18 protein-coding genes and 1 tRNA gene are annotated in these 19,092 nt (G+C 45.1%); 10 read left to right on the top strand and 9 right to left on the bottom strand.

Going from position 1 to position 19,092, the window contains the following annotated elements; translation table 11 throughout:
- Window positions 1-4: 4 nt before the first annotated feature.
- The 4 genes from pth to lolB all read right to left on the bottom strand — a co-directional run bounded on the left by pth (window position 5) and on the right by lolB (window position 3,226).
- Window positions 5-595 carry an aminoacyl-tRNA hydrolase gene (pth, locus tag QMY49_RS11025; RefSeq protein ID WP_283311513.1) on the bottom strand — a complete coding sequence of 197 codons (591 nt, stop codon included), beginning with the start codon at window positions 593-595 and terminating at the stop codon, window positions 5-7.
- Between the two features lie 151 nt (window positions 596-746).
- On the bottom strand, window positions 747-1,691 hold the full coding sequence (locus QMY49_RS11020) for a ribose-phosphate pyrophosphokinase (protein ID WP_005449254.1): 945 nt from the start codon (window positions 1,689-1,691) through the stop codon (window positions 747-749).
- Between the two features lie 27 nt (window positions 1,692-1,718).
- Window positions 1,719-2,591: a 4-(cytidine 5'-diphospho)-2-C-methyl-D-erythritol kinase gene (gene ispE, locus QMY49_RS11015; protein WP_283311509.1), complete on the bottom strand. Its 873-nt coding sequence runs from the start codon at window positions 2,589-2,591 to the stop codon at window positions 1,719-1,721.
- Complete coding sequence (gene lolB, locus QMY49_RS11010) at window positions 2,588-3,226, bottom strand: lipoprotein insertase outer membrane protein LolB (RefSeq protein WP_005449252.1); 639 nt, start codon at window positions 3,224-3,226, stop codon at window positions 2,588-2,590. The genes ispE and lolB overlap by 4 nt, the downstream gene beginning before the upstream one ends.
- A gap of 134 nt (window positions 3,227-3,360) precedes the next feature.
- Between lolB and hemA the strand changes: the two genes are divergently transcribed.
- From hemA to ybaK, 8 genes are all read left to right on the top strand, one after another.
- The gene (gene hemA, locus QMY49_RS11005) at window positions 3,361-4,617 is read left to right on the top strand and encodes a glutamyl-tRNA reductase (RefSeq protein ID WP_005449251.1); all 1,257 of its coding nucleotides are present in this window, start codon (window positions 3,361-3,363) and stop codon (window positions 4,615-4,617) included.
- A 29-nt stretch (window positions 4,618-4,646) separates the two neighbouring features.
- The gene (gene prfA, locus QMY49_RS11000; protein ID WP_005449249.1) at window positions 4,647-5,735 is read left to right on the top strand and encodes a peptide chain release factor 1; all 1,089 of its coding nucleotides are present in this window, start codon (window positions 4,647-4,649) and stop codon (window positions 5,733-5,735) included.
- Between the two features lie 3 nt (window positions 5,736-5,738).
- Window positions 5,739-6,596 (top strand): peptide chain release factor N(5)-glutamine methyltransferase, encoded by an 858-nt coding sequence (gene prmC, locus QMY49_RS10995; RefSeq protein WP_274878220.1) that lies wholly within the window; start codon window positions 5,739-5,741, stop codon window positions 6,594-6,596.
- A 40-nt stretch (window positions 6,597-6,636) separates the two neighbouring features.
- On the top strand, window positions 6,637-7,020 hold the full coding sequence (locus QMY49_RS10990; RefSeq protein ID WP_005449241.1) for a SirB2 family protein: 384 nt from the start codon (window positions 6,637-6,639) through the stop codon (window positions 7,018-7,020).
- Between the two features lie 5 nt (window positions 7,021-7,025).
- Window positions 7,026-7,835, top strand: coding sequence for a SirB1 family protein (locus QMY49_RS10985; RefSeq protein ID WP_005449240.1), 810 nt, complete (start codon window positions 7,026-7,028; stop codon window positions 7,833-7,835).
- A 54-nt stretch (window positions 7,836-7,889) separates the two neighbouring features.
- Window positions 7,890-8,741: a 3-deoxy-8-phosphooctulonate synthase gene (gene kdsA / locus QMY49_RS10980; protein WP_005449239.1), complete on the top strand. Its 852-nt coding sequence runs from the start codon at window positions 7,890-7,892 to the stop codon at window positions 8,739-8,741.
- Between the two features lie 431 nt (window positions 8,742-9,172).
- A complete protein-coding gene (gene ushA / locus QMY49_RS10975; RefSeq protein ID WP_009696822.1) occupies window positions 9,173-10,834 on the top strand; it encodes a bifunctional UDP-sugar hydrolase/5'-nucleotidase UshA in 1,662 nt (553 codons plus the stop codon).
- Between the two features lie 91 nt (window positions 10,835-10,925).
- Window positions 10,926-11,399: a Cys-tRNA(Pro) deacylase gene (ybaK, locus tag QMY49_RS10970; RefSeq protein WP_005449237.1), complete on the top strand. Its 474-nt coding sequence runs from the start codon at window positions 10,926-10,928 to the stop codon at window positions 11,397-11,399.
- Between the two features lie 64 nt (window positions 11,400-11,463).
- On the opposite strand, the gene rluF is transcribed toward ybaK, so the two are convergent.
- The 3 genes from rluF to QMY49_RS10955 all read right to left on the bottom strand — a co-directional run bounded on the left by rluF (window position 11,464) and on the right by QMY49_RS10955 (window position 13,534).
- Window positions 11,464-12,573: a 23S rRNA pseudouridine(2604) synthase RluF gene (rluF, locus tag QMY49_RS10965; RefSeq protein ID WP_009696823.1), complete on the bottom strand. Its 1,110-nt coding sequence runs from the start codon at window positions 12,571-12,573 to the stop codon at window positions 11,464-11,466.
- Between the two features lie 105 nt (window positions 12,574-12,678).
- On the bottom strand, window positions 12,679-13,260 hold the full coding sequence (gene smrA, locus QMY49_RS10960; RefSeq protein ID WP_005449235.1) for a DNA endonuclease SmrA: 582 nt from the start codon (window positions 13,258-13,260) through the stop codon (window positions 12,679-12,681).
- Between the two features lie 133 nt (window positions 13,261-13,393).
- On the bottom strand, window positions 13,394-13,534 hold the full coding sequence (locus tag QMY49_RS10955; RefSeq protein ID WP_005382236.1) for a DUF3149 domain-containing protein: 141 nt from the start codon (window positions 13,532-13,534) through the stop codon (window positions 13,394-13,396).
- A 260-nt stretch (window positions 13,535-13,794) separates the two neighbouring features.
- On the opposite strand from QMY49_RS10955, the gene QMY49_RS10950 reads away from it, so the two are divergent.
- A tRNA-Pro gene (locus tag QMY49_RS10950) sits at window positions 13,795-13,871 on the top strand.
- A gap of 428 nt (window positions 13,872-14,299) precedes the next feature.
- Here the strand turns inward: QMY49_RS10950 and QMY49_RS10945 are convergent.
- Both QMY49_RS10945 and QMY49_RS10940 read right to left on the bottom strand, forming a co-directional pair.
- The gene (locus QMY49_RS10945; RefSeq protein WP_005449234.1) at window positions 14,300-14,722 is read right to left on the bottom strand and encodes a hypothetical protein; all 423 of its coding nucleotides are present in this window, start codon (window positions 14,720-14,722) and stop codon (window positions 14,300-14,302) included.
- A 151-nt stretch (window positions 14,723-14,873) separates the two neighbouring features.
- A complete protein-coding gene (locus QMY49_RS10940; RefSeq protein ID WP_005449233.1) occupies window positions 14,874-15,749 on the bottom strand; it encodes a TraB/GumN family protein in 876 nt (291 codons plus the stop codon).
- 458 nt (window positions 15,750-16,207) lie between these two features.
- On the opposite strand from QMY49_RS10940, the gene QMY49_RS10935 reads away from it, so the two are divergent.
- Window positions 16,208-18,859, top strand: coding sequence for a beta-N-acetylhexosaminidase (locus QMY49_RS10935; RefSeq protein ID WP_005449232.1), 2,652 nt, complete (start codon window positions 16,208-16,210; stop codon window positions 18,857-18,859).
- The last annotated feature ends 233 nt before the right edge of the window (window positions 18,860-19,092 follow it).

The raw sequence follows: 19,092 nt of genomic DNA, 5'->3' as shown, positions 1-19,092 counted from the left end.
AACCTTATTCAGCTTTGAACGTGTGGAGGCGATTTTGTGCTTTTGATAGACCATCCTTAATTAGGATATCTAGACAGCGCACTGATTCGTCAGCTGCGGCGTCTAGTAGCTCTTGCTCTTTCGCTGGAGCTTTGCCTAGTACAAAACCCGCCACTTTATCTTTGTGTCCCGGATGGCCAATGCCGATACGAAGACGATAAAAATCTTTGTTATTGCCCAGTTTGCTAATAGTGTCACGCAGACCATTGTGACCACCGTGACCACCACCTTTCTTAAACTTAGCGATACCTGGCGGTAAGTCTAGCTCGTCATGAGCAACCATGATCTCTTCTGGCTTAATTTGGTAAAACTTCGCAAGTGCTGCGATTGCTTTGCCAGAGAGGTTCATGAAAGTGGTTGGGATTAGCAAACGGAGATCCTGGCCATTGACCATAATGCGTCCTGTTAGGCCAAAGAATTTTGGTTCATTCTTCAGGGTAACGTTGTGAACGCGTGCTAATTCTTCTACAACCCAAGCACCCGCATTGTGGCGAGTTTTGGCGTATTCTGGTCCCGGATTAGCAAGACCAACAAGAAGTTTGATTGGTTGAGTCAAGGTTAGGATCTCTCTGGAATCTCAAAAAGCGCAGTATGATAGCACAGAATTCTCGCAGTGGGCGACCAAGGGATTTTCTGCCTATCGATACAAATAAAAAAACACCCCAAAGAGGGGTGCTTTTGAAATCAGTTTAACTGAAATGTTCGTATTAGTTGAACATTGCAGAGATTGACTCTTCGTTGCTGATACGACGAATCGCTTCAGCTAGCATGCGAGATAGGCTTAGTGTGGTTACTTTGCCAGTTGCAGCCATCTCTTTAGATAGAGAGATAGAGTCAGTCACGATAACTTGGTCAAGAACAGAGTTCTTAATGTTGTCCGCAGCGTTACCAGAGAATACAGCGTGAGTTGCGTAAGCGAATACACGCTTAGCACCGCGCTCTTTTAGCGCTTCAGCTGCTTTACATAGAGTGCCACCTGTATCGATCATGTCATCAACGATCACACAGTCACGACCTTCAACGTCACCGATTAGGTTCATTACTTCAGAAACGTTTGCACGTGGACGACGCTTATCAACGATAGCGATGTCGATGTCGCCTAGCGCTTTTGCAGTTGCACGAGCACGAACAACGCCACCTAGATCAGGAGAAACCACTACTGGGTTTTCTAGACCACGAGATTGCATGTCTTCTAGAAGTACTGGTGTACCGAAGATGTTATCAACTGGTACATCGAAGAAGCCTTGAATTTGCTCAGCATGTAGGTCGATAGTTAGAACGCGGTCTACGCCAACGTTAGATAGGAAATCAGCAACAACTTTTGCAGTGATTGGCACACGCGCAGAACGTACACGACGGTCTTGGCGAGCGTAGCCGAAGTAAGGAATTACTGCAGTGATACGACCTGCTGAAGCACGGCGCATTGCATCAATCATAACAACCAATTCCATTAGGTTGTCGTTAGTCGGTGCACAAGTGGATTGAATGATGAAAACATCACTACCACGAACGTTCTCATTGATTTGAACTGCAACTTCGCCATCAGAAAAGCGAGAAACAGATGCATCACCAAGAGAGATGTAAAGACGATCAGCAATACGTTGGGCTAGTTCAGGTGTTGCGTTACCAGCAAATAGCTTCATATCAGGCACGGTGGAAACCTCGGGTTTGCGTCCAGTTTAAATAGGTCGGTGTGAGGCTGATTGGTATTCAGCCAAAGTCTCTTTTAGTGGCGAAATATTTCGCCCTTGAGCGACAAATGCCGAGACTTTATCAGAGAGTTGTGCAAGGATAGTTTCTGCTTCGGATTTGCTCGAAAATTCAGCAAAAACGCAAGATCCTGTCCCCGTCAATCTTGACGGCGCGTATTGTAGCAGCCATGAAAGTTGCTTATCAACCTCTGGGTAGAGCATTCGTACAATTTTTTCGCAATCGTTTACGCTTGGCGTGTTCAAAAGCGTTTCTAAATCGCGTTTTGGCGTGTTTCGAGTCAAATCCGGATGTCCGAATATGTCGGCGGTTGCAATAGAAACATTTGGACGAACAACTAAATACCATTTCTCATCTGGATGAGCAGGAGAAAGTTTCTCACCAACGCCTTCAGCAAATGCGGCAAAACCACGCACAAATACAGACACATCTGCACCAAGTGCAAGACCGATTTCGGCTAATTCATCATCACTAAGATGGGTTTGCCATAGGTAATTGAGTGCAACCAAAGTAGTTGCTGCGTTGGATGAGCCGCCGCCAATGCCACCGCCCATAGGTAAGATCTTATGAAGATCGATATGTGCCCCATAAGAGCATTTCGCATAACGTTGAAGTGCGGTCGCCGCTTTCCAGATCAAATTGTCTTGCAGAGGAACACCTTCGATCTCTGGCGAAATCGTGATCTCACCTGAATCGTTCGCTTGAATGGTTAGTTCATCGCCGTGATCGACGAACTGGAATAGAGTTTGTAACTCGTGGTAACCGTTTTCGGTCCGACCATTGATATAAAGAAAGAGATTCAATTTCGCTGGTGATGGCCAACGGGTTGAAAGATCGATCATTGGGTGATGTTCCATTTTGTGATCACTAAATTAATTTTTACGTCAGACGTACTTAGTTTTAGCTTGTTTGGGAGAGGTAACGTCTGGTTATGCCACTCAATATCACCGTAACGCTGGTAAGCAATATTCCAGTCGTTCAAACCGATCTGTTTGTCCAGTGCTTGGAGAGTATTGGTCGGTGATAGTTGGAAAGAGTCGGCATCTGTTGGTAAGCCAAGTAGCCAATCAGGTAAATGGTCAACTGGCATCATTAAGCCGGTTAATCGGTAAATCAGTTGGTTAGCATCACGAGCGGAGAGTACTTGGTCATCATAGGTTTCGACGGTTGCGCCTTGTGGCGTAATAGTGAGCTTTAATGCGGTTTGACCAAGTAAGGTCGTTAAGCGTAACTGGCTTAATGACGAAGAGTGCTTCCAGAAGAAATTCAGGCTTTGTCTTTGATCGGGACCAATGTAGCCAAGTTTACCTGTGGCTTGAAAATTTTTAATGGTTTCAAGTCGCTGCTCGTGTGCCTGCCACTCTACGCTGGTGACACTTTCAGGAACAGAACTACAACCTGCGAGAACAATGCTCGACATGAGCAAGATGAGAAAGGAGCGTAAGGTCATGTTTGATGGCTTATTAATCAGTTTCATCGGTAATCGCTCACAACTATAGCATTGAAAAGCCGAGTGAAGGAAAACAAATCCGGCTTACCCTTTCAATAAATGCGTGCTTACAGTAAAATTCTGAACCTATTTTATAACCGATCTCAGAGATACCACGTTAGATGTCCTTGCTTGCTATTGGAATCAATCACAATACAGCGTCTGTTGACTTGCGAGAGAAAGTGGCGTTCGGACCCGATAAATTGGGACCAGCACTTGAGCAACTCAGAGACCATGAAGCCGTCAATGGCAGTGTGATTGTTTCTACCTGTAACCGTACCGAAGTGTACTGCGACGTGAAGCAAGGAGCGCGAAATAAGCTTATCGACTGGTTAGCCCAGTTCCATCAAGTTAGTCAAGAAGACTTGATGCCGAGCCTTTATGTCCATGAAGAGCAAGCGGCGATTAAGCACTTGATGCGTGTTTCTTGCGGCCTTGATTCACTGGTACTAGGTGAGCCTCAGATTTTGGGTCAGGTAAAACAAGCGTTTTCTGATTCCCGAGATCATCAGGCGGTGGATGCGTCGATTGATAAGTTGTTCCAAAAGACTTTCTCAGTCGCAAAACGTGTTCGAACAGAAACTGATATTGGTGGTAACGCCGTGTCGGTGGCTTATGCTGCCTGTACATTGGCGAAACACATCTTTGAATCACTGTCTGACTCAACCGTACTGTTGGTTGGTGCAGGTGAAACCATCGAATTGGTGGCAAAACACTTAGCGTCGAACGGCTGTACTAAGATGATTGTTGCAAACCGAACTCGAGAGCGAGCTCTTGGTCTAGCAGAGCAATTTGGAGCAGAAGTGATCAGCTTGAATGAAATTCCTGACCATTTACCAAGAGCAGACATCGTCATCAGCTCAACGGCGAGTCCTCTACCTATCATTGGTAAAGGCATGGTTGAGACCGCGTTGAAGAAACGTCGTCATCAACCGATGTTATTGGTCGATATCGCAGTACCTCGCGATGTGGAAGCTCAGGTTGGGGAATTGAGTGACGCTTACTTGTACTCGGTGGATGACTTACAGTCGATCATTGATAGCAACATCGAACAACGTAAAGTAGAAGCCATTCAAGCAGAAGCGATCGTTAGCGAAGAAAGCGCGGCATTTATGACGTGGCTGCGTTCACTTCAAGCTGTGGATAGCATTCGTGATTATCGCAAATCGGCCAACGAAATTCGTGAAGACTTACTAAGTAAAAGCCTACAATCATTGGCAACCGGTGCAGACCCAGAGAAAGTGCTGCGCGAACTTAGTAATAAACTCACCAACAAACTGATTCACGCTCCAACTCGCGCGCTGCAAAGTGCGGCAGAGCAGGGCGAACCAGCAAAATTAACGGTTATCCGCCAGACCCTTGGTTTGGATGATCTGTAACTCACGCTTTTTATTAAGAAAACGACACTATGAAAGCCTCTATTCTGACTAAGCTAGAAACGCTAGTAGAACGTTACGAAGAAGTTCAACATCTTCTTGGTGATCCTGATGTAATTGGAAATCAGGATAAATTCCGCGCTCTATCAAAAGAGTACTCTCAGCTAGAAGAAGTTACTAAGTGCTTCCAAGCGTATCAACAAGCGCAAGACGATCTTGTCGCTGCTGAAGATATGGCGAACGAAGACGACGAAGAAATGCGTGAAATGGCGCAGGAAGAAATCAAAGAAGCAAAAGAAACGATTGAGCGTCTAACTGATGAGCTACAAATTCTTCTTCTTCCAAAAGATCCAAACGATGACCGTAACTGTTTCCTAGAAATCCGTGCAGGTGCGGGTGGTGACGAAGCAGGTATCTTCGCTGGTGACCTGTTCCGTATGTACAGCAAGTACGCAGAAAAGCGTGGTTGGCGTATCGAGGTGATGTCTTCAAACGAAGCTGAACACGGTGGTTACAAAGAGATGATCGCGAAAGTGAGCGGTGACGGCGCATACGGCGTGCTGAAGTTTGAGTCAGGCGGTCACCGTGTACAACGTGTACCAGCGACCGAATCTCAAGGTCGTGTTCATACTTCTGCGTGTACCGTAGCGGTTATGGCGGAAATCCCAGAAGCGGATCTGCCAGAAATCAAGGCAGCAGACCTAAAAATCGATACATTCCGTGCATCTGGCGCGGGTGGTCAGCACGTTAACACCACGGATTCTGCAATCCGTATTACCCACTTACCAACTGGTACAGTAGTAGAGTGTCAAGACGAGCGTTCACAGCATAAGAACAAAGCAAAAGCGATGGCAGTACTTGCTGCTCGCATCGTTCAAGCAGAAGAAGAACGTCGTGCAGCAGAAGTTTCTGATACACGTCGTAACCTATTAGGTTCTGGTGACCGTAGTGACCGTATCCGTACTTACAACTACCCACAAGGTCGAGTTTCTGACCACCGCATCAACCTAACCATCTACCGTTTGAACGAAGTGATGGAAGGTGACCTGCAAAGTTTGATTGATCCTGTGGTTCAAGAGCACCAAGCAGACCAACTTGCGGCGCTCGCAGAGAACAACTAATCGATGAGCCAAGTTCAATCTATTGAGCAAGCGCTGAAAAGTGCGACGGCAATATTGACTGAAGGCGGCAAAGAGTCGCCTTCTCTCGATGCAGCCGTACTTCTTTGCCATGTCCTTGGCAAACCAAGAACCTATCTTCTGACTTGGCCTGAAAAAGCATTGGACCCCGAGCAACAAGCTCAGTTTGATGCGTTATTGGCTCGTCGTATCACGGGTGAGCCTGTGGCTTACATTATCGGTGAACGCGAGTTTTGGTCTTTACCTCTTAAAGTCTCTCCATCCACATTAATTCCAAGACCGGACACGGAACGTTTGGTTGAAGTTGCATTGGATAAAACTTACGAGCAGACAGGACCAATCCTTGATTTAGGCACTGGCACTGGGGCGATTGCATTGGCATTGGCGTCTGAGTTACCCAAGCGTCAAGTGGTGGGGGTTGACCTTAAACATGAAGCGAAAGAGCTCGCAGAGTACAACGCATCGCAGTTAAACATCAAAAATGTGACGTTTGATCAAGGTAGTTGGTTCGAACCTATTGCCAGCGGAACAAAGTTTGCTTTAATTGTCTCCAACCCACCGTATATCGACGAAAAAGATCCACATCTTGCGGAAGGTGATGTGCGTTTTGAGCCAAAATCGGCACTCGTTGCGGATGAGAATGGCTTGGCGGATATTCGCCATATCTCTGATCTTGCTCGTCAATATTTGGAAGAAGATGGGTGGCTCGCGTTTGAACATGGTTATGACCAAGGCGAAGCTGTTCGTGAGATCATGACTCATTTTGGTTTTGAACAAGTAGTCACGGAAAAAGACTACGGCGGCAACGACCGAGTGACACTTGGTTGTTACAAGCCTTCATAATAACGAGCAAGTCAGCAGTAACTTATAAAAGAGAAATGAAATGTACGTAGCTCTAAAACACATTCACTTAGTAACGATCGCATTGAGCGCGACGCTACTATCGATCCGATTCGTATTGTTGATGATGGATTCTCCTAAGCGCAACAACCGATTCCTAAAAGTTTTCCCACATATTGTTGATACCGCGTTACTCCTTTCCGGTATTGGTTTGATCATGGTGACAGGCTTTATTCCATTTACGGATGCAGCGCCTTGGTTAACTAACAAGATCACTTGTGTGCTTGCGTACATTGCTCTTGGTTTCTTTGCTTTAAAGATGGCAAAGAACAAGCTGCTGAGAATTTTCGCCTTCTTTGGTGCTCTAGGCTGGCTAGTGATGGCCGCTAATATTGCCGTATCTAAAAATCCAAACTTATTTGGGTAATCTTCATGCTTGAGTTTTTTGACGAAGATTTTGACAACATGGCGTTGGTGGAAGGCGCGTTAGAACTGAACCACTCCATCAATCCAGACACTAATGTGCATTGGGCAAAGCAAGAATTAGAACGTCTTTATAAAGAAGCGGAAGCTATTCTGGTTCACGAGACGGACGAAGAACAACGTTTTGATTCGTTTCTCCGTTTGTTCTTTTATGAATGGGGCTTTAAAGGCGACGATCAAGAGTACTTTATCTCTGACAATAGCTTCATTGATAAAGTGTTGGAGCGTAAAAAAGGCATTCCCGTTAGTTTGGGGGCGGTCCTACTTTACTTGGGGAACCGACTTGGTTTTCCGATGAAAGGCGTGACCTTTCCGACGCAATTTTTGATCAAAGTAGATTGGATGCACAAAACGCCGGACTACATTAATCCATTTAACGGTGAATACGTCGGTGAGAAAATCCTTCAAGCTTGGCTGATTGGTCAAGAAGGTCCACTTGCAACCTTGAAGCCTGAGCACTTTGAAGAAGCGGATAACCCAACAGTAATAGGTCGTTGGTTGGCATTAATTAAAAGTGCGATGTTGCGTGAAGAGCGTTATACGTTAGCACTACGGTGCACCAACCTTGCGCTGACTTTCGTACCGGACGACCCATACGAGATTCGTGACCGAGGCTTTATCTTCCAACAATTGGAGTGCCATCAGGTAGCGGTTTCAGATTTTCAGTACTTTATTGACCAGTGCCCAGACGATCCGGCATCAGAGCTACTAAAATCACAAGTTAACGCGATGAGCGAAAAGCACGTTACGCTTCACTAAATTTTATCGGCATGCTGAAAGCGGCGTGTTGAAGACAGACAAAAGAGAATCAAAATGGAACAGAAAATCGTTAATATTGGCGACATTCAGGTTGCTAACGACAAGCCATTCACCCTATTTGCAGGTATGAACGTTCTTGAGTCTCGTGATCTTGCTATGCAGATCTGTGAGCACTACGTAAAAGTAACCGACAAACTTGGCATCCCATACGTGTTCAAGGCATCGTTCGATAAAGCAAACCGCAGTTCTGTTCATTCATACCGTGGTCCTGGTCTGGAAGAAGGCATGAAAATCTTCCAAGAGCTGAAAGACACGTTTGGCGTGAAGATCATCACTGATGTTCACACTGAGGAACAAGCTCAACCTGTCGCTGATGTGGTTGATGTTATCCAACTTCCTGCATTCCTAGCTCGTCAAACTGACCTTGTAGAAGCAATGGCGAAAACAGGCGCGGTGATCAACGTTAAAAAACCTCAGTTCATGAGCCCTGGTCAAGTAGGTAACATCGTTGAGAAGTTTGCTGAGTGTGGTAACGAAAACATCATTTTATGTGAGCGCGGCTCTTGCCATGGTTACGACAACCTAGTGGTTGATATGCTTGGTTTTGGTGTCATGAAGAACGCATCAAAAGGCAGCCCAATCATTTTTGACGTAACGCACTCGCTACAAATGCGCGATCCGTCGGGCGCGGCATCTGGTGGTCGTCGTGAGCAAACCGTTGAACTTGCGAAAGCGGGCCTAGCAACAGGCATCGCAGGTTTGTTTATTGAAGCGCACCCGAACCCAGATCAAGCTCGCTGTGATGGTCCGTCTGCACTGCCTCTAGATAAACTTGAGCCATTCCTAGCGCAAATGAAGTCACTAGATGACCTAATTAAGAGCTTCGACAGCATCGATATCAAATAATCAGTTTACTGAATGTTTGTGGGAAATGGTCAGCCAATGTGCTGACCATTTTTGTATTGGCATATTCATTCTGCCAAATTATTCTTTTCTCGCTTCTCGCTTCTCGCTTCTCGCTTCTCGCTTCTCGCTTCTCGCTTCTCGCTTCTCGCTTCTCGCTTCTCGCTTACCAATTGCATTGAAATGCCTGCCAATGTCACAGCAAAACGATTGCCTGTGAATGGGTCTATAATCTGTTGAAACGTAGCGTCAGAGTTGCAGTTGTTAAAATAGTCATTAGTGATCCATGCATCATAATTATGAAATCAATATGTTAGCGTGCAATTCTTCCTATAAACTACGTCAAGTTTTAGCGCTCTTAATTATATGGACGGAGCTCCTTTAAAGGGTTAAGAGCGTCTGCAGTGGACCCCAGACGATAAAAAGGTAAAACAATGAAGCAACGCCTGATTGTAAAAACCGCTTTGAGCGCGGCGATTCTGGCAACTCTTGCCGGATGTGCAACGCAACCAGCACATGAATGGAATGAAGATACAACATACAAACTGACTGTACTGCACACGAACGACCACCACGGTCGCTTCTGGCAAAACAAATACGGTGAGTATGGTATGGCAGCTCGCAAGACATTGATCGACGAGCTACGTACAGAAATTCAAGCAGAGGGTGGCAGCGTTCTTCTACTGTCAGGCGGCGATATCAATACAGGTGTTCCTGAATCAGATCTGCAAGATGCGGAACCAGATTTCAAAGGCATGAGCAAAATTGGTTACGACGCGATGGCGTTGGGTAACCATGAGTTCGATAACCCACTTGACGTGCTATTCAAGCAGCAAGAATGGGCTAACTTCCCAATGCTGTCTGCGAACATTTACGATAAGGAAACCGGTGAGCGCTTGTTCCAACCTTACGCAATGTTCAATAAGCAAGGCATCAAGATTGCCGTGATCGGTCTAACGACAGAAGACACAGCAAAACTAGGTAACCCAGAGTACATTGGTCAAGTTGACTTCCGTGATCCGAAAGAAGAAGCGAAGAAGCTGATCGCTGAGCTAAAAGAAACTGAGAAGCCAGACCTTATCTTTGCAGTGACACATATGGGTCACTACGAAAACGGCAACCGTGGTGTGAACGCTCCGGGTGATGTTGCGTTGGCTCGCTACCTAAATGAAGGTGATTTGGACATGATTGTGGGTGGTCACTCACAAGAGCCTGTATGTATGGAAGGTCCAAACGTTATTAAGAAGAACTTCAAGCCGGGTGAAGAGTGTAAACCAGATGAGCAAAACGGCACTTACATCGTACAAGCGTACGAGTGGGGTAAGTACGTTGGTCGAGCTGATTACGAATTCCGCAACGGCGAATTGTCTATGGTGAGCTACGATCTGATCCCTGTGAACCTGAAGAAGAAGATCAAAGTTGATGGTAAATCTCAACGCGTGCTTATCCAAGATGAGATCGCGCAAGATGAAGCTATGCTTGATTTCCTACGTCCTTACCAAGAAAAAGGTCAAGGCAAGCTAAACGTTAAGATTGCAGAATCCAATGGCAAACTGGAAGGTGATCGTAATGTGGTACGTTTCCAACAAACGAACCTTGGTCGTCTGATCGCAACAGCACACATGGAGCGTGCGAAAGCAGACTTCGCTGTAATGAACTCAGGTGGTGTTCGTGATTCAATTGAAGCGGGTGACATCACGTACAAAGATGTGCTGACCGTTCAACCATTTGGCAACATGGTTTCTTACGTAGATATGTCTGGTAAAGAAGTACTAGACTACCTAAATGTTGTTGCAACGAAACCTGTTGATTCTGGCGCTTACGCTCAGTTCGCTGGTATTTCAATGACTGTTGAGAATGGCAAAGTAGCAAATGTATTTATCGGTGGCAAACAGCTTCGACTTGATGGTGAGTACCGCTTTACTGTACCAAGTTACAACGCTTCAGGCGGTGACGGTTACCCGAAAGTTAACACTCACCCAGGTTACGTAAATACAGGCTTTACGGATGCTGAAGTACTGAAAGAGTACCTAGAGTCACACAGCCCAATTGACGTAAACGAATACGCGCCTTCAGGTGAGATGGTTTACAAGTAAAAAGCGATTGACTCAAAGTCGCTGATACCATTAACTTAAAGCGCTGCTCCTCACTAGGGGCAGCGTTTTTTGTTTTATAAGGAGAATCTTGATGACTCCGGCCATTAATCTTGCGAAAAAGAAAAAAGTTTCACACACCATTCACCAATATGAGCATGATCCAAGAGCAGACAGCTACGGATTAGAAGCAGCAGAAGTATTGGGACAAGATCCAAAGAAAGTATTTAAGACTTTGCTGTTTTGCTTAAACGGCGAGCCTAAGAACCTTGCCGTTGCGATCATTCCTGTCGATCAAAAATTGAACCTAAAATTGGCGGCGAAAGCTGCGAAAGGTAAGAAAGCGGACATGGCAGATCCTGAAATCGCTCAAAAGACCACAGGTTATGTTGTGGGTGGAATCAGCCCATTGGGGCAGAAGAAAGCGCTGCCTACTTTTCTGCATGAAAGTGCAACACAGCAAGAGACGATCTGTGTGAGCGCAGGTAAGCGTGGTTTAGAAATTGAATTGGCACCCAAAGATTTGTTGAGTCTAACACGTGGTCAATTTGCTCCTCTTTGTCTGTAAATACATGACCAATAAAAAGGACGCTGATGAGCGTCCTTTTTTGATCTTGTGATGGAGCGAATGGTTACTTCTTCAGGCTCAACGTGCCGCCTGTGCGTTTCGTTGGTTTGCTTGGCTTCGCTGCATTTGGATTCATGTAATGCTGCTTAGGCTTGCTCGGTGATTGAGGTTTATTGTGATCACCTTGAGGCTTACTGCGTTCACCTTGTGGTTTCGCTTTGTAGTGCTCTTTTGCAGGGCGTGCATTCTCATCATCACGTTGGCGACGTTTTTGCTGACCTTTTTTAGAATTTGGCGCATGGCGGAATTCATCCGCGTTGTTACCACGGAAGGTACGTGTTTTTTGGTTACGACGTGCCGTTGAACCTTGGTTTTCTTCGCGGCTATCAAATAGTTTGGCATCGGTCGCTTTACGAATGTTACGACCTTTAGAATCTGTCTTTGACGCTTCCTCTGTGCCCACTGAACCTTCACACATTGCTAGGATCTCTGCCACTTCATCGTCACTCAGGTAACGCCATTTACCATTTGGAATGCCATCAAGTGAGATGTTCATGATGCGTACGCGACGCAGTTTAAATACTTCGTAGCCGAGCGCTTCACACATACGACGGATTTGACGGTTCAAACCTTGCGTTAACACGATGCGGAAAGAGAATTTGGTTTCTTTTGTTACCTGACAAGGTAGCGTGACTGTATCGAGGATTTTCACACCGCTCGACATCTGTTTTAGGAATTCGCCAGTAATAGGCTTATCAACACGCACCACGTATTCTTTTTCGTGGTTGTTACCTGCACGCAGAATCTTATTTACGATATCACCATCGTTAGTCAGAAAGATCAAACCATCTGAAGGCTTATCCAGACGACCGATAGGGAAGATACGCTTTTTATGACCGATGAAATCAACGATGTTGCCCGGGATGTCGCGTTCAGTTGTACAGGTGATGCCCGTTGGTTTGTTCAACGCGATATAAATCGGTTTTTCTTTTGCTGCAACAGGGTTGCCATCGACACAAACGTCATCGCCTGGAAGTACTTTTGTTCCCATTTCTGGTTGTTGACCATTAATGGTGACACGACCTTGCTCGATAAGACGGTCGGCTTCACGACGTGAGCAGAAGCCCGTTTCGCTGATGTATTTGTTTAAGCGTTTTGCGTTGTCTTGTGACATGTTGATCTCCTAACGTTTCACAACGGCGGTTAATAAAGGTTGTCTTGCCGCAGTTAATTGCAGCAAGACAAGATAAGGTCGGGCATTCTAGCACCGAGATTCGAGTTAGCCTAAACGTTTTTGATGACGTTCACGCGTCTCCATTTTCTTTTCAGCACTCTTTCTTAATAGAACGTAAACGGCGCCGCTGCCACCGTGGAATCGTTGTGCACTATGTACGCATTGCACTTCACGGATCTGTTGTAACCAACTGCTGACGAAACTTTTCATTAATGCTGGTGGATTAGAGCGCTCGCCACGACCATGTACGATCACGACGGTACGGATATCCATCTCAATACATTGCTTGAGGAATTTGACTACTTCGTCACGTGCTTCTTTCAGTGTCTTACGGTGCAGATCAAGTCGAGCTTGAATTGGGTATTTACCAAGGCGTAGTTTGCGGTATACACCATCTTGTACACCATCCCGTTTGAACTCGATAAAGTCATCGGGTTTGAGCATTTCTGCATGGTCAATCGACAGGTACTCTGGGTCGTCTTCAGTAAGCCAAATTGCGGCTTCGCGTTTCGCCATCTGAGCGTCCGTCACTTGGTGCACTTTTTTGTGCTCTGCAGTATCGTGGTCGATAGGCTTTACGTCGCCCATCATCTGTTGAAACAGATCAAAATCGTCGTCTTGAGACATAACGGCAATCTCATAAAGAACAGGGTAGGAATAGTAAGATTATATCAATGAGTAGTGCATTGAGATCAAATAAAAAACCGGAGCAGGCAAGTAACCAACTCCGGTGCAAAGCGTTTCTAGAGCTAAGCGAGATCTAGTGAGGAGATTTGTCGTTCATAATCTTGTAAATGAAGAAACCGCCGTAAAACAACATCAGACCAATTGCCCCAAAGATTACTATCATTGACGATAGTCCCACCGCATTACCAAATAGGAGATCAAGCCAAAAGTCCATACGTTTCCTCCAAGATATTTCCGACATTGATAACGTTAATGGGTGGTGTTTTTTTGCACACTGATCTGGATCAATTATGTTGCCAAGGTTAATAAACTGTGTTTTATTGTGGGTTCTTAGTCACATTTCACGTGCTAGTGTTCAGTAAATCGTCAAACGAATTAAGACATTACGTTTTTTTGTAAAAAGCGCTTGCGTCTAACTAAAGAATCCGTAATATACGCATCCGTTGACGGGGATAAGTCCTCAGTTAAACATCTCGGTGAATAGCGCAGCTTGGTAGCGCATCTGGTTTGGGACCAGAGGGTCGGGGGTTCGAATCCCTCTTCACCGACCACTTTCAGAAAGCCTGCTCAATGAGCAGGCTTTCGTCGTTTCAGCGGTCGCAAATTTGGCTTTGATAGTAGTGAACCAAATGGGGTTCGCCTGAAGTTAGAATATGGCTCTTTACCGACCGTATTAGAGAAAGCCGTAGCAGAAATGCTACGGCTTTTTTGCGTTTTACGGCTTTTTGAATCGAGAACGCTTCGCTTCGGGAACAGACTCTGCTCTTCGAGATGCGAGAGAAGGAACGCTTTGAGGCAAATCAGCTTTCATCAACTGGTAAATGAAAACGTAAGAGATCCCCAACTCGCTCGTCCCTCGCTCTTGAGGATGACGAATAAAAAGCACTGAATTCAAAGGCGTCATTCCCGAAAGCGACGAAGGAGCGCAGTCGGGAATCTCTCTATTGTTCTGAGTGATATGATAAAACTGCGCTTCTCGCTAGTTCACATCACAACTAATGTCTTTAATCGGAGTTTCGGACGTCGTGAAACAAACGTAAGCCGTTTTTGGATGGTTTGGACCGATTTTAATGTACCCAGCTTTTAGCTCATCTTCATCAAAAGTAGCGGAATGAGACTGACCAGTTTTGCCATCAAAGTAAGTAGCTTCAAAGTTCTGGTTCATCATATGAGCGACGCGGTTACGAGTATGGGCGGTTGAAAAAGTGATGTTTGCACAACGCATCATAGGCTTTTGGTTAATGAGAAACTGTCCACTTTCTTTATCCAAAACACCGCCTTTTGTATCCGGCGTAATATCAATAGGTTGGAAGTCTTCAATCGTACAAGACGATTTTGCATGGGCAAGCGATGGCAATAGTAGCGCGCTAGCAAGGCATAATAATGAGGCTTTGAACGTCATAAAGGCTCTTATCAAATTTGAAGTTGTTTAAGGATTGACTCGATAGTATCCAATAGGTGATCGTATTTGTCAGCGTGATGTAAGCGTCATTTGCCTACAAATACAACACGATAAGTAGATGTAAGCATACCAGCAAATGGAGCTATCTTCTTTATCCAATATCGCAGTCTGCTTTGTGAGTTTTTGCTAGTGGTTTGACAGTGAAACCGCGTTTTTCTAATAGTTCGATTACATTGTCTTTACCTACTAGATGTAAGCTGCCTACCACCACGGTGTATTTACCGGATTTTTTCGGTAGTACACTACCTGTATCGAGTTTCTGAGCCCAGTCGCGATTACGGGAATAGAGAAAGGCTTCATTGAACTCATCACTGGATTGTTCACTCGCTGATGCTGCTTCAAGTGAGCTACCATCGCCGCTCTTCCAACTGTCGATTAAGCATTGTACCAGTTTGTCGCCACCGTCATATTCTTCAATAGAAGAGAGCAAAAAATCTTTACCGCCATCTTTTTGTCCCGCAATTAAGTCCAATTGGAATTGCACATTCTCCAAAGCAAGTACTGGTACTTTTTGTTGGTCAGCTAAGTTAATGAGGTGCATGTCGACACCTTGATCAGACTCGTAACCAAGTTTGTTTACCAACATTAACTGGATTGTCAAAGCCGCAGACCATGGCGGTGCATTGAGCAACTGTGCTTCTTGTAGACCTAGGTCATTGGCTATTTCAGCAAGATGTTTGCGCTGTGTTTTATCTAAAACATCTCTAGCGTGAAGCGAGGTTTCCGGGTAAGTCACCCCTTCTGTATTTCGAATGTCTGCTTCGATGATTAAACCATCACTGTTTGTCAGGAACCGAGTCACAGCTTCTGGTAATGGATACATGCTTTTATCGCCGACATGTACAGACCCGATAATCATGTATTCCGTCTCGCCCTTCTTTGCCAGCCAGTGTTGTGGTTCGGCTTGAACAGAATAAGAAGTAAAAAAGACGATCAGAGATGACATCACGGACAAGAGTCGAAACATATTTTGCTCCTCGAATTCAATAGGCACTTTATCTATAACATGGTTCGGCAAAATCGTCATTTTTTAAAAAATTGACGAGTTTTAACGGCTAGGAAATGAGAGGTAATTCACGAAAGTGTTTCAATTGAGTTTGTTGTTAATGGTTCACTTAATAACCAATAGTGATCAGAATCCTACAAAATCAGTCGAAACCCATCGATATTCGTGATTGAGATCGCAACAAACTCGTCAAAAAAAGTTAGCCGCTTTTAACGTCAAGTTTAACTTGTTGAAATTATTATGTTTATATTTTTGAATGCTTGGCTTAATTTGAGCCAGATCACTTCTTAGTTTTATTAATTTTACGCTTAGAAATAACTGCTTGTATGTTGAATGCAACTGTTAAGCGCCTCGCATTTAGGTGCTCACCATTTTTAATAAATGTCGTTTTGAACCACTGACTTTTTGGGGAAAGTAAGATGTTGAAACATAGTCTGATTGCTGCTTCTGTTATCGCTACATTGGCAGGCTGCTCTTCACTACAGAGCTCTGAGCAACAAGTTGTAAACTCACTGGCTGATAACCTTGATATCCAATATGAAGTGTTAACTAATCATGGTGCTAACGAAGGTCTTGCGTGCCAAGATATGGGCGCAGAATGGGCTTCCTGTAACAAAGTAAACATGACGCTTGTTAACCAAGGTGAAGCTGTTGACTCAAAAGATTGGGCTATTTACTTCCACAGCATTCGTCTGATTCTGGATGTTGACAACGAGCAGTTCAAAATCTCTCGTGTAACGGGTGACCTACATAAGCTAGAACCAACAGATAAGTTTGACGGCTTCGCTGCCGGTGAAGAGGTTGTTCTTCCATTGGTTGGTGAATACTGGCAACTATTTGAAACTGACTTCATGCCAGGTGCATTCGTTTCTGCTCCAAACGCAGAACCTAAGATGATTGCTTCTCTAAATACTGAAGATGTTGCGTCTTTTGTGACGGGTCTTGAAGGTAATAACCTAAAACGTACACCAGACGACAACAATGTATTTGCAAACGCTGTGTCTCGTTTTGAGAAAAACGAAGACCTAGCAACACAAGACGTATCAACCACGTTACTACCAACACCAATGCACGTTGAAGCGGGTAAAGGCAAAGTAGATATCGCGGATGGTATTGCGCTGCCTAAAGACGCATTCGATGCGACTCAGTTTGCAGCGATTCAAGATCGTGCAGAAGTGGTAGGTGTGGACGTTCGTGGTGATCTTCCTGTAAGCATCACTGTTGTTCCTGCTGACTTCACCGGTGAATTAGCAAAATCTGGTGCTTACGAAATGAGCATCAAAGGCGACGGTATTGTGATTAAAGCGTTCGACCAAGCAGGCGCTTTCTACGCAGTACAATCTATCTTTGGCCTGGTAGATAGCCAAAATGCTGATTCTCTACCACAACTGTCTATTAAAGATGCGCCTCGTTTTGATTACCGTGGTGTGATGGTGGATGTGGCTCGTAACTTCCACTCTAAGGACGCAATCCTTGCAACGCTAGACCAAATGGCAGCGTACAAGATGAACAAACTTCACCTTCACCTAACCGATGATGAAGGCTGGCGTTTAGAAATCCCGGGTCTGCCTGAGCTGACAGAAGTGGGTGCTAACCGTTGTTTCGATACACAAGAGAAAAGCTGTTTACTGCCTCAGCTTGGCTCTGGTCCAACGACAGACAACTTTGGCTCTGGCTACTTCAGCAAAGCAGACTACGTGGAAATCTTGAAATACGCGAAAGCACGTAACATTGAAGTGATTCCAGAAATCGATATGCCAGCTCACGCTCGTGCAGCAGTAGTATCAATGGAAGCTCGTTACGACCGCCTAATGGAAGAAGGTAAAGAAGCTGAAGCGAACGAATACCGTCTGATGGATCCTCAAGATACATCAAACGTAACGACGGTTCAGTTCTACAATAAGCAAAGCTTCATCAACCCATGTATGGAATCTTCAACTCGCTTTGTTGATAAGGTGATTTCAGAAGTGGCAGCAATGCACCAAGAAGCTGGCGCTCCACTAACAACTTGGCACTTCGGTGGTGACGAAGCGAAGAACATCAAGCTAGGTGCTGGTTTCCAAGACGTTAACGCAGAAGATAAAGTAAGCTGGAAAGGCACGATTGACCTGTCTAAACAAGACAAGCCGTTTGCACAGTCTCCACAATGTCAGACGCTAATCACAGATGGCACAGTCAGTGACTTTGCTCACCTACCAAGCCACTTCGCGGAAGAAGTGTCGAAGATTGTTGCTGAGAAAGGCATTCCAAACTTCCAAGCTTGGCAAGATGGTTTGAAATACAGTGACGGCGAAAAAGCGTTCGCTACAGAAAATACTCGCGTAAACTTCTGGGACGTTCTTTACTGGGGCGGTACTTCGTCAGTGTACGAGTGGTCTAAGAAAGGTTACGACGTGATTGTTTCTAACCCAGATTACGTGTACATGGATATGCCATACGAAGTTGACCCGAAAGAGCGTGGTTACTACTGGGCAACACGTGCAACGGATACTCGTAAGATGTTTGGCTTTGCACCAGAGAACATGCCTCAAAACGCAGAAACTTCTGTAGATCGCGATGGCAATGGCTTTACTGGTAAAGGTGAAATCGAAGCGAAACCTTTCTACGGTCTATCTGCACAACTTTGGTCTGAGACAGTACGTAACGACGAGCAATACGAGTACATGGTATTCCCTCGCGTCCTCGCTGCTGCTGAGCGTGCATGGCACCGTGCTGACTGGGAAAACGACTACAAAGTTGGTGTTGAGTACTCGCAAAACTCTAATCTAGTTGATAAAGCATCGCTAAACCAAGACTACAACCGCTTTGCGAACGTACTTGGTCAACGTGAACTGGCTAAGCTAGAAAAATCAGGTATCGACTACCGCCTACCAGTACCAGGTGCAAAAGTAGAAGATGGTAAGCTAGCAATGAACGTTCAGTTCCCTGGCGTAACGCTTCAATACTCTCTGGATGGTGAGAACTGGTTGACTTATGCAGACAACGCTCGTCCAAATGTAACTGGTGAAGTCTTCATCCGCTCGGTATCTGCGACAGGTGAGAAGGTAAGCCGTATCACTAGCGTGAAATAATAGCGCTCAGTATTCACTAAAATCATAGTTCCTTACTCAAAGCCCTCAACTTATGTTGGGGGCTTTGTTTATTTTTCTTCGGAAAATAAGCGTGATCAATGTCTAATTATTTTTTATTGATAATTAAGTTTCTAATTTAGGGTGTCTGTCATAGTGTGATCTGGATGTGTATTTAACTGTCAAATAAAAGGGGAGATATGCCTTACTTCACACTTTATTTTTTTGACGAATTT

This window comes from Vibrio harveyi, from assembly GCF_030060435.1.
GTDB classification, from domain to species: Bacteria; Pseudomonadota; Gammaproteobacteria; order Enterobacterales; family Vibrionaceae; genus Vibrio; species Vibrio harveyi.
The sequence above is the reverse complement of the archived record's forward strand: the minus strand, read 5'-3'. Positions and strand labels throughout refer to the sequence as shown.